Raw genomic sequence first — 10,264 nt, 5'->3', positions numbered from 1 at the left:
GAGCGCGGGGGACCCGACACGCCGAGACGCTCCTGAGACAGGGACGGAGCAGGGGTCCGGCTAGGCGCCGGGGAGGGTGCCGAGTCCGTCGACGACCGGGATCGCCGCGAGGAGCCGCTGCGTGTAGGCGTCCTGCGGGTCGGACCAGACGCGGTCGACCGGACCGTGCTCGACGATGCGACCGGCGCTCATGACCGCCACGTCGTCCGCGATGACCCGCACGACGGACAGGTCGTGGCTGATGAAGAGGAGCGCCGCGCCCGTCTCGACCGCCAGCTTCCGCATGAGCTTCGCCACCCGTGCCTGCAGGGAGGCGTCGAGCGACGCGATCGGCTCATCGCCGATGAGCAGCTCGGGGCCCGCCGCGATGGCCCGGGCGATCGCGATGCGCTGCCGCTGGCCGCCCGAGAACTGGTGCGGGTAGCGGGTGCGGCTGGCGGCGTCGAGCTCGACGTGCTCGAGCAGCTGACCGACGTCCCAGGCGTCGCGCACCGGGTTGACCCGGAGGCCGTCCTCGATCTGGCTCCCGATCGTGCGTCGCGGGTTCAGCGAGGCGTACGGGTTCTGGAAGACCATCTGGATCCGCAGCAGTTCGGGTGCGCGCTTCCGGAGACCCAGCTTGCCGATGGGCGTCCCGTTGAACGTGATCGCGCCACCCGAGGTCGGTTCCAGGCCGCAGACCGCTCGCGCCAGGGTCGACTTGCCGCAGCCCGACTCCCCCACCAGCCCGAGCACCTGTCGGGGTTCGAGGTCGAAGCTCACGCCGTCGACCGCGTTCAGCGTGCCGCGACCGGGCAGCTTGTACGTCACGTGGACGTCGTCGAGGTGCAGCAGCGTCATGACGCCGCCTCCGTTCCCGTGTCGGGCAGCGCGTCGATGAGCGCCTTGGTGTACTCGTGCTGCGGATCGGTGATGACCTGGTACCGGCTGCCGTGCTCGACGATCTCGCCGAGCCGCATGACCGCGATCGTGTCGGCGAGCGCCGACATCACCCCGAGGTCGTGGGTGACGAGGATGATCGCGATCCCGAGCTCGTCGCACAGCTTCCGCAGCAGGCGGAGGATGCCGGCCTGGACCGTGACGTCGAGGGCGGTGGTCGGTTCGTCGGCGATGAGCACGGAGGGCTCGCACATGAGCGCCGAGGCGATCGCGATGCGCTGCAGCTGTCCGCCCGAGAACTGGTGCGGGTACTTGCGCAGCGCCGCCTCCGGGTTCGGGACGGCGACGAGGCCGAGCATCTCGAGCGCCCGCGCGTGGGCGGCCGCCTTCGAAGCCCCCGTGTGGTGCCGGTAGTGGTCGACGAGCTGGGCCTCGACCGTGAGCATGGGGTGCAGGCTCGCGGTCGGGTCCTGGAAGATCATCGCGATCTCCGTGCCGCGGTACCGGTTCATGGAGCGCTGCTTGAGCCCCACGAGTTCGGTGCCGTCGAAGCGGATGCTGCCGCCGAGGTCCGCGCCGGCCGGCAGGAGCCCGCAGATCGCGAGCCCGGTCATGGTCTTGCCGGACCCCGACTCACCGGCCAGCCCGGTGATGCGACCGGCGGGCACCTCGAGGTCGATGCCGCGGAGGATCTGCTTGGCGGCGGCGCCGCGACCGAAGCCGAGCGTGAGCCCCTCGATGACGATCCCGCCACCGCTGCCGCCTGCTGCCTGCGTCATGTCGCGTCCTTTCGGATCGGTCACTCCGTGCTCGCCGCTCACAGCGCGCGCCCCTGTACGGCTTCCTGCGACCGGGGGTCGAGGGCGTCGCGGAGGGCGTCGCCGAGGAAGTTGAAGGCGAGCACCACCGTGAGGATGGCGAGTCCCGGGAAGACCGCGATCCACCAGGAGGAGAAGTTCTGCACCCCGTCGGACACCATCGCGCCCCAGTCCGGCGTCGGCGGGACGGCACCGAGGCCGAGGAACGAGAGACCCGACAGCAGCAGGATGGCCGTACCGACGTCGAGTGTGGCGAGCACGACGACCGGCGACACGACGTTCGGCAGGATGTCCTTGCCGAGCGAGGTGAACGGCCCGTTGCCGAGCAGACGACCGGCGATGACGTACTCAGCGCCTCGTGCCCCGATGACGAGCGAACGCGTCACGCGGGCGTACGCCGGCCACGACACGATGAGCATCGCGATGACGGCGTTCGTGAGGCTCGGGCCGAGCGCAGCGGCGATGACCATCGCGAGGATGATCGTCGGGAACGCGAACACGAGGTCGGCGATCCGCATGATGGTCTCGTCGAGGGCCTTGCCGAAGTAGCCGGCGATCGCCCCGAGGAGCGAACCGATGAGCATCGCGAAGATCACGAGCATGAGGGCGAGCGGGATCGAGACCTGCGCGCCACTGATGACCCGGGACAGGACGTCGCGGCCCACCTGGTCGGTGCCGAACCAGTGCGCGGCACTCGGGGCCTGCAGCCGGTCGAAGTCCTGGGCGAGCGGGTCGAACGGCCGGATCCACGGCGCGAGCACCGCGACGAGCAACCAGAAGAGCACGATGACACCACCCGCGACGGCGAGCGGGGTGCGCAGCTGCTTCGAGATGCGGAGGCGGCCCTTGCGCTTGGTCTGGACGGCGAGGACGTCGGTCATGCCACCCTCACTCTCGGGTCGATGAAGCCGTACAGCACGTCGACCAGGAAGTTCAGGCCGATGTACACGAAGCCGACGATGAGCCCGACGCCCATGATCGCGGGCAGGTCGAGTTTGGTCGCCGCGGAGTACGCGTACTCGCCGAGGCCGTGCCACGAGTACACCTTCTCGACGAGGACCGTCCCGGACAGCAGCGACCCGAACGCGACGCCGAGCACGGTGATGATGGGCACGAGTGCCCCGCGGAGGACGTACCGGGTCACGACGACGTGGCCGGGAAGGCCCTTCGCCCGCGCTGCACGCACGTAATCGAGGTCGAGCACCTCGAGGATCGCCGACCGTGCGAACCGGGTGAGCAGACCGATCGTGTAGAGCGCCAGGACCGAGGCGGGCAGGATCAGGTGGGCGATGGCGTCGCCGAAGGTCGACCACTGGCCGGCGAGCAACGCGTCGATCGTGTACATCCCGGTGACCTTCGGCGGCGGGATCGCCGCGGGCGAGAGCCGCCCGGAGCCCGGGAACCAGTGCAGCTGGGAGAAGAACACGAAGTAGACGACGAGTGCGAGCCAGAACGACGGCACCGAGATGCCGATGAGGCTCACGACCCGGATGACCTGGTCGGTGATCGTCTTGCGGCGCAGCGCGGCCCACATGCCGAGACCGACGCCGATGATGATCGAGATGACGATGGCGGTGAGCGCCAGCTCGGCCGTGGCCGGGAAGGCACGACCGAGTTCGTCCGCGACGGCGCCGCGGGTCTGCTGCGAAGTCCCGAGGTCACCCTGGAACAGGTTCGCGACGTACGTGACGTACTGGACGGGCAGTGGCTTGTCGAGGCCGGCGCTCTCGCGGAACTGCGCGACGATCGTCGGATCAGCCGCGGCCTGCTCACCGAGCGCCGCCTGCACGGGGTCCGCGGGGACGAGGTTGGTCAGCGTGAAGGTGACGAGCGTCACCCCGAACATCAGGAGGACCGTGAGTCCGAGCCGGATGCCGAGGTAGCGCGCGAGCGGGTGGAGACCCGCTCGCGCGCTGGACGTCGTCGGTGCGACGCTACTTGATTCCGGCAAGATCGACGGTCCACGTCGGGTTCAGCGGAACCTCGGTGATCGTGGTCGCGGTGACCACGTTCTGCGCCGGCTGCAGGAGCGGGATGAACGGTCCGCTCGCGTTCTGCGCCTTCTGGAGGTCCTGGTACGCGGCGGCACGGGCGTCCGTGTCGGTCGCGGCGAGCGCCGCGTTCGCGAGGTCGGTCACGGTCGGGTCGGCGCCGGCCGGCCAGCCCGCGCGGAGGCCGACGAGCTCACCCGGCGTGAACGCGAGGTAGTTCGACGGGTCCGGGAAGTCCGGGCCCCAGTACCAGAGACCCACGGTCTCCTTGCCGTCGCGGTAGGCGTCCAGCTCGGTGGCGACCGGAGCCGGGGCCAGCGTGATGGTGATGCCGACCGACTTCAGCTGCGCCTGGACCGACTCGGCGATGCTCTGGAGCGACAGCCCCTGCACCGTGATGTCGTTCGGGAAGTTCAGCGTGACGGCTTCACCGGCGTAGCCGGACTCCTTGAGGGCCGCCTTCGCCGCATCGGCGTCGAACTGGTTGCCGTCGGCCGCGTCGAGCGCCCCGTTGAAGATCGAGGGGATGAAGCCACCGGGACGGACGGAACCGTCGCCGGCGAGGTCGACGATCTTGTCGTAGTCGATGCCGAGCTTGACGGCCTCGAGGAACTTCGGGTTGCTCGTGATGTCGCTGATCGCGGGGTCCTGGTTGAGCATGAGGAAGATCATGTAGCGCGAGGGGTTCGCGATGATCTTCACCTTCGAGTCGTCGAGCTCGGAGACCTGGTCGGGGTTCAGGTCGAGGGCGACCTGCGAGTCACCGGCCTCGACGTTGAGCTTCTGGGTCGGGCCCTGCACGTTGCGGAGGACGACGCGCTCGTACGTGGGCTTGGTCCCCGTGTACTCGGGGTTCGCCGTGAAGACGACCTGCGAGGCGGCGTCGAAGGATTCGAGCTTGTACGGGCCGGAGCCCGCGGAAGTGGTGTTGAGGAACGACTCGGCCGCGTCGTCGGCGGTCGCGCTGCCACCGTTCTCTTCGACGACCTTCTTGTTCACGACGCCGAGGGCTGGGTTCGGCAGGATGAACGGGAGGGCGGGGTTCGGCGTCGCCGAGGTGAGCGTGAGGGTCGTGTCCGAGGTCTTCTCGATCGTGACGCCGTCGAGCAGGAAGGACGGGTTGCCCTTCACGCCCTGGACGCGCTGCAGCGAGAACACCGCGTCGTCGACGGTCACGTCGGAGCCGTCGGAGAACTTCTTGCCGTCCTTCATCGTGAGGGTCATCACCGTGTTGTCGGCGTTCATCTCGTAGCTCGCGAGGCCGTCGACGGGGGCGGTGACGTCGTCGCCCTTGAAGGTGAGGAGGGTCTCGTAGAGCGCCTTCGCGACGATCGAGCCGGTCGTCTCGTACTCGCGGTTCGGGTCGGCGGTCTTGAGGTCGAAGGACGCGTCGACGACGAGCGACTTGCCCGCGCTGTCATCGGAGCCACCTGAGGGGGAGCAGGCGCTGAGCGCGAGGCCGGCGGCGAGGGCGAGGCCGAGGGCCGCCATGCCGCGCCGGCTCGTGCGGCTGAAGGATCGTGACAAGGTGGAGCTCCTTATCTGGTTGGAGGGATGAGCTGAAAGTAGTGCGATACGCGATCATTCGTCAATCCACAAGCCGTTACCAAAGAAGAATTGTCTCGATTTCGCGGCGAATCTGCCATATCCTCTCAATCGACCGCCAGGACCACCGCTGAATCTGGACGTTTGGAGCAATCGATGCAACTCGACGACACCCACATCCGCATGTTGGAGCTGCTCCGGGAGGACGGGCGGGCTTCGGTCGCCGCACTCGCGGAGGAACTCGGGATCTCCCGCTCGAACGCCTACTCGCGCTACGAGGCGATGCTCCGCGCCGGCGTCCTGAAGGGGGTCCACGCGGAGATCGAGCCGGCCACGGTCGGGCTCGGTGTCGCGGCCATGGTCTTCATCACGCTGCGCCAGAGCCAATGGGCGGACTTCCGCGCGCGGCTGTCCTCGGTCCCGGAGCTGGAGTACTTCGCCGTCACGACCGGCGAGCACGACGCGATGATGCTGATCCGGGCCCCCGACGTGGCGGCGATCCACGAACTGGTCGCCACCCGGCTCGCGCAGTGGCCGTCCATCAAGGCGACGACGACCGTCTTCCTCATGGACGAGGAGCGGTCGAACGTGTCGCTCCGCATGACGAGGTCCGAGCGCACGAGCGTCGAGGACTCCGGCGAGCGCTTCGGCATGACGCGGTTCGTCCGCACGAGCGACGAGCGCGCCCAGCGGGTGCCGGAGCGACGCGGACGCTGACCCAGCGAGGGTGGCTGGCCGGTTCAGGCGGCGGCGATCTCCCGACAGACGCTGACGTGGGCCTGCCCGTCCGGGCCGATGAAGTCCTCGGTGAGGACGAACGAGCCGTCCTCGGCGCGGGAGATGATCGAGCTCGCTTCGCCGCGCGTCGTCAGGTCGCCGGCACGATTGCGGTGCACGAACGAGATGTCGATGCGTTCGCCGGTGCGCACCCCGCAGAACCGTCCGACGGAGACGGTGTCGCCGACGTATTCGCCCCAGAGCACGCCGTGCGTCTCGTGGTAGACGAATCGCGTGGGCGCGTCGGCGTCGACGACGCTCGCGGACGACGACACCATGTCGAACACCTTCGCGTCGAGGTTGAAATCGAGCGTGGCGCTGGTGCCGGTGTCGGCGGTTCCTGTCATGCCGTCATTCTGCGGAGGCGTCCGAACAGGTGTCAACCTGCCGACGATCCGTCCATCCCGCCGGTCGCCTGAGCCGGTCGGACAGGACGAAACGCCGGATCAGACGGTACGGACGAGATGTTCCGGTGGCTCCGGGACCCGCAGCTTGACGGCGTCCACCTCGGGTGGCTTACTGATCTCCATGTGTCCAGACAGCCTGCAGTTCCGCGACCCCCGCACCCAGCCACTCCCCCGGGACGACGCGTTCCGCGAGTACCTCGCGACGGGCTGGGGCGCAGTGGACCGCTCCGTCGACCTCGCCGAGGGTGCCGGCGCAGCCGCAGGGCGTCACCGCGACGTCATCAGCGCCCAGTTCCCCGGCCACTGGCTCGTGGTCACCGCGGGACGCGCCGTGACGCGCGCGAACGACACCGAGTTCCCGTTCCGGCCCGACAGCGATTTCGTGTGGCTCACCTCCTGTCAGGCGGAGGGCTCGGTCCTCGTCATGCAGCCGACCGCCGGTGGGCACGACGCGACGCTGTACCTCGCCGAGCCCGTCGGTCCCGGTGAGGAGGCGTTCTACGCCGACGCCATGCGCGGCGAGCTCTGGATCGGCCCGTCCGCCGGACTCCCCCAGTGGGCGGAGGCGCTCGGCATCGAGGTCCGCTCACTCGAGGTGCTGGAGGAGTCCCTCGCGCTCGTGCCCGCCGACGCGCTCCGCGCAGGCGCCCCGGAACCCCGGGTCGACGGTCGATTCGCGGCGTCGCGAGCGCTCCTCATCGCCCTGTCCGCCGCGAAGCTCGTCAAGGACGACTGGGAGATCGCGCAGCTCCGCGCCGCCGTGGACGCCACGGTCGGCGGGTTCCGCTCCGTGGCACGCGAACTGTCCGCCGCCATCGAGTTCGGCGGCGAACGCTGGTTGCAGTCGACCTTCGAGCGCCACGCCCGCACCTTCGGCAACGGTGTCGGGTACTCGACCATCATCGGCAGCGGACCACACGCTCCCACGCTGCACTGGACGCGCTGCGACGGTCCGGTCCTCCCCGAGCACCTCATCCTCATGGACGCCGGTGTCGAAGCGCGCTCGCTGTACACCGCCGACGTCACGAGGACCTTCCCGGCGAGCGGGTCCTACACCGCGGCCCAGCGCGAGGTCCACGACCACGTCGAGCGGGCCCACCGCGCCGCGATGTCGCAGGTCGGCCCCGGCCGGTCGTTCATCGACATGCGGAACACGGCCTACGAGCAGATCGCCACGAGCCTCCGCGACCTCGGCATCCTGCAGGTGTCGGTCGACGAGGCGATGTCGCCGAACGGCCAGCAGCACCGCCGCTACCTGCCGAGCGGCACCGGCCACCATCTCGGACTCGACGTGCACGACTGCGCCCGCATCGGTGACGAGCGGTACCTCGACGAGCCGTTGCAACCGGGCGCCGTCCTGACGGTCGAACCCGGCCTCTACTTCCACGCGAACGACCTCACCGTGCCGCCGGAACTGCGCGGCATCGGCGTCCGCATCGAGGACGACCTGCTCGTGACCGCCACCGGCCACGAGGTCCTCTCCGCAGCGCTCCCGATCAGCGCGGACGGTCTCGAGGCCTGGTTGCGGAGCTGACCGACGGTTCACGACTCAGGACGGTCGCCGCGTGTCGCGGCCCTTCCGTTCGGCGCGAGCAGCGACTCGCCGGGGCGTCCTGCGTTGTGAACGCGCCTAGGCTTGCACGGTGAGTCAGCCCGACGCGCCCATGCGCACCGCCGTCCGCCCGAGCCCCGGCGTCATCGCGACCCTGCGGAACCCCAGGGCTTTCAGTGTCGAGATCCTCGCCGGGATCGTGACGACGCTGGCGCTCATCCCCGAGGTCATCTCCTTCTCGATCATCGCCGGCGTCGACCCGAAGGTCAGCCTCATCGCCTCCGTCGTCCTCGCGATCTCGATGTCGATCCTCGGCGGGCGCCCGGCGATGATCACGGCCGCCGCGGGAGCCGTCGCCCTGGTCGTCGCGCCGCTCGTCAAGGATCACGGCGTGGAGTACCTGCTCCCCGCGGTGATCCTCGCGGGCCTCATCCAGATCGTGTTCGGCGTCACCGGTCTCTCCCGACTCATGCGGTTCATCCCCCGCTCGGTGATGATCGGCTTCGTCAACGCGCTCGGCATCCTCATCTTCGTCGCCCAGGTCCCCCACCTGCTCGGCGTCCCGTGGCTCGTCTACCCGCTGTTCGTCATCACGGTGCTGATCGTCCTGCTGCTCCCCAAGCTCACCACCGCGGTGCCGGCGCCGCTCGTCGCCATCGTCGTCGTCACCGCGATCACGATGATCGCGCACGCCGCCGTGCCGACCGTCGGCGACCAGGGCGACGTCTCCGGCGGCCTCCCCGGGCTGACCGCGCTGCTCGTGCCGCTGAACCTCGAGACGCTCGGGATCATCTGGCCGACCGCGCTGAGCGTCGCGTTCGTGGGGCTCATGGAGACCCTCCTCACGGCGAAACTCGTCGACGACATCACCGACACGACGTCGTCCAAGGGGCGCGAGTCATGGGCACTCGGCGTCGCCAACATCCTGGCCGGTTGGTACGGCGGGATCGCCGGCTGCGCGATGATCGGTCAGACGGTCGTGAACGTCAAACTGGGCCGCGCTCGGACGAGGATCTCCACCTTCGTCGCCGGCGTCTTCCTCCTGCTGCTCGTGACCGCGCTCAGCCCGGTGATGGCGCAGATCCCGATGGTCGCGCTGGCCGCCGTGATGATGATCGTCGCCATCAAGACCGTCGACTGGCACAGCGTGCGCCCGTCGACCCTGCGACGGATGCCGATCCCCGAGACGGTCGTGATGGTGGTGACCGTCGCGGTGGTCGTCATCACCCACAACCTCGCGATCGGCGTCGCTGCAGGAGCCGTCCTCGCGATGGTGCTCTTCGCGCGGCGCGTGGCCCACGTGATCCGCGTCCGCCGGGTCCTCGCGGACGACGCCGCCTCCGTCCGCTACAGCGTCATCGGCCCCCTGTTCTTCGGCAGCAGCAACGACCTGGTCGAACAGTTCGACTACGCGGCCGATCCCGCGGACGTCGTCGTCGACTTCACCGCCTCGCAGATCTGGGACGCCTCGAGCGTCGCCGTCCTCGACGCTGTGCAGGAGAAGTACGCCGCGCACGGCAAGGAGGTCGTGTTCACCGGACTCGACGAACGCAGCTCGGCCTTCCACGGGAAGCTCACCGGCCACCTCTGAGCCGATCGCTCCGGCACCACCTCAGAGGTGCAGCACTCGCCGGAGCCCCGCGTCCAGATCCAGTGACAGGGTGACGGGCACCCTTCCGGCGGCCGGACCGAGGTCGTCCTCATCGAGGGTGAGCAGCTGCGTGGTGTTCACGACCGAGTCCTTCGGCAGGCCGGAAGCCGTCGCAGGGAGGAACACGTTGCCCGGGAGCTCGGCGAGCGCCGTGTTCGACGTGACGACCGCGACGATCACGGTCCGGAGTGCGCTCCGCGTGTAGGCGTCATGTTGGACGACGACGACCGGGCGCCGACCGGCGGGCGCACTCCCCCGTTCGCGAGGGCCGATATCGACCCACCGGATGTCACCGCGGCGGATCACCAATCGTCTCCGGCAGTGAGTCCGGCAAGGCGGTCGCGTCCGGCCGCGGCGACGCCCCGTGCTTCCTCCGCCGAAGCGACTCCCGCATGCCGCAGCGCGGTGTCCACTGCGTCAGTGAGACCGGCGGCATCGGTCTCGTCGAGATACCGACTCGCCGCCGCCGCGAAGAACTCGGACCGGTTGACACCGAGCTCGGCGGCGCGAGCCTCGACGCGGGTGAACAGTTCATCGGGCAACGAGATGGCGGTCTTCACAGGTGAGAGTATAACCGGGTATAACTTGGGTTGCGACCCTGGGCTGAAGATGTCGACGGCGTGACTGGGCATGCGACCACGGTA

At 69.2% G+C, this 10,264-nt stretch carries 11 protein-coding genes; 3 read left to right on the top strand and 8 right to left on the bottom strand.

The annotated features are described in order from the left end of the window. Positions 1-60: 60 nt before the first annotated feature. From IFU11_RS19310 to IFU11_RS19290, 5 genes are read right to left on the bottom strand one after another with little or no spacing between them, the layout of a single operon-like run. Complete coding sequence (locus tag IFU11_RS19310) at positions 61-840, bottom strand: ABC transporter ATP-binding protein (protein ID WP_086472435.1); 780 nt, start codon at positions 838-840, stop codon at positions 61-63. After that, positions 837-1,658, bottom strand: a complete 822-nt coding sequence (locus IFU11_RS19305; protein ID WP_124767796.1) for an ABC transporter ATP-binding protein — start codon at positions 1,656-1,658, stop codon at positions 837-839. The genes IFU11_RS19310 and IFU11_RS19305 overlap by 4 nt, the downstream gene beginning before the upstream one ends. A gap of 38 nt (positions 1,659-1,696) precedes the next feature. Next, positions 1,697-2,578 carry an ABC transporter permease gene (locus IFU11_RS19300; RefSeq protein WP_124767797.1) on the bottom strand — a complete coding sequence of 294 codons (882 nt, stop codon included), beginning with the start codon at positions 2,576-2,578 and terminating at the stop codon, positions 1,697-1,699. Beyond that, on the bottom strand, positions 2,575-3,648 hold the full coding sequence (locus IFU11_RS19295; RefSeq protein ID WP_228501403.1) for an ABC transporter permease: 1,074 nt from the start codon (positions 3,646-3,648) through the stop codon (positions 2,575-2,577). The genes IFU11_RS19300 and IFU11_RS19295 overlap by 4 nt, the downstream gene beginning before the upstream one ends. Further along, positions 3,632-5,215: an ABC transporter substrate-binding protein gene (locus IFU11_RS19290; protein ID WP_199862383.1), complete on the bottom strand. Its 1,584-nt coding sequence runs from the start codon at positions 5,213-5,215 to the stop codon at positions 3,632-3,634. The genes IFU11_RS19295 and IFU11_RS19290 overlap by 17 nt, the downstream gene beginning before the upstream one ends. Positions 5,216-5,389: 174 nt before the next feature. On the opposite strand from IFU11_RS19290, the gene IFU11_RS19285 reads away from it, so the two are divergent. Further along, on the top strand, positions 5,390-5,950 hold the full coding sequence (locus tag IFU11_RS19285) for an Lrp/AsnC family transcriptional regulator (protein WP_079003723.1): 561 nt from the start codon (positions 5,390-5,392) through the stop codon (positions 5,948-5,950). Positions 5,951-5,973: 23 nt separating this feature from the next. On the opposite strand, the gene IFU11_RS19280 is transcribed toward IFU11_RS19285, so the two are convergent. Beyond that, complete coding sequence (locus IFU11_RS19280) at positions 5,974-6,357, bottom strand: hypothetical protein (protein ID WP_198425018.1); 384 nt, start codon at positions 6,355-6,357, stop codon at positions 5,974-5,976. A 181-nt stretch (positions 6,358-6,538) separates the two neighbouring features. On the opposite strand from IFU11_RS19280, the gene IFU11_RS19275 reads away from it, so the two are divergent. Continuing rightward, a complete protein-coding gene (locus IFU11_RS19275; protein ID WP_192019999.1) occupies positions 6,539-7,951 on the top strand; it encodes an aminopeptidase P family protein in 1,413 nt (470 codons plus the stop codon). 130 nt (positions 7,952-8,081) lie between these two features. Continuing rightward, on the top strand, positions 8,082-9,560 hold the full coding sequence (locus IFU11_RS19270; RefSeq protein WP_137243188.1) for a SulP family inorganic anion transporter: 1,479 nt from the start codon (positions 8,082-8,084) through the stop codon (positions 9,558-9,560). A gap of 21 nt (positions 9,561-9,581) precedes the next feature. Here the strand turns inward: IFU11_RS19270 and IFU11_RS19265 are convergent, their stop codons facing one another. After that, positions 9,582-9,926: a type II toxin-antitoxin system PemK/MazF family toxin gene (locus tag IFU11_RS19265; RefSeq protein ID WP_371742842.1), complete on the bottom strand. Its 345-nt coding sequence runs from the start codon at positions 9,924-9,926 to the stop codon at positions 9,582-9,584. Further along, complete coding sequence (locus IFU11_RS19260; RefSeq protein ID WP_192019997.1) at positions 9,923-10,180, bottom strand: CopG family ribbon-helix-helix protein; 258 nt, start codon at positions 10,178-10,180, stop codon at positions 9,923-9,925. The genes IFU11_RS19265 and IFU11_RS19260 overlap by 4 nt, the downstream gene beginning before the upstream one ends. Positions 10,181-10,264: the final 84 nt, after the last annotated feature.

Origin of the sequence: Plantibacter sp. CFBP 8804 (assembly GCF_014841225.1) — a bacterium.
Lineage (GTDB): Bacteria > Actinomycetota > Actinomycetes > Actinomycetales > Microbacteriaceae > Plantibacter > Plantibacter auratus.
The sequence above is the reverse complement of the archived record's forward strand: the minus strand, read 5'-3'. Positions and strand labels throughout refer to the sequence as shown.

Coding starts and splice junctions, on each gene's coding strand:
- IFU11_RS19275 (WP_192019999.1), top strand. CDS start 6,539: ATGTGTCCAGACAGCCTGCAGTTCCGCGACCCCCGCACCCAGCCACTC.
- IFU11_RS19305 (WP_124767796.1), bottom strand. CDS start 1,658: ATGACGCAGGCAGCAGGCGGCAGCGGTGGCGGGATCGTCATCGAGGGG.
- IFU11_RS19280 (WP_198425018.1), bottom strand. CDS start 6,357: ATGACAGGAACCGCCGACACCGGCACCAGCGCCACGCTCGATTTCAAC.
- IFU11_RS19285 (WP_079003723.1), top strand. CDS start 5,390: ATGCAACTCGACGACACCCACATCCGCATGTTGGAGCTGCTCCGGGAG.
- IFU11_RS19270 (WP_137243188.1), top strand. CDS start 8,082: ATGCGCACCGCCGTCCGCCCGAGCCCCGGCGTCATCGCGACCCTGCGG.
- IFU11_RS19300 (WP_124767797.1), bottom strand. CDS start 2,578: ATGACCGACGTCCTCGCCGTCCAGACCAAGCGCAAGGGCCGCCTCCGC.
- IFU11_RS19310 (WP_086472435.1), bottom strand. CDS start 840: ATGACGCTGCTGCACCTCGACGACGTCCACGTGACGTACAAGCTGCCC.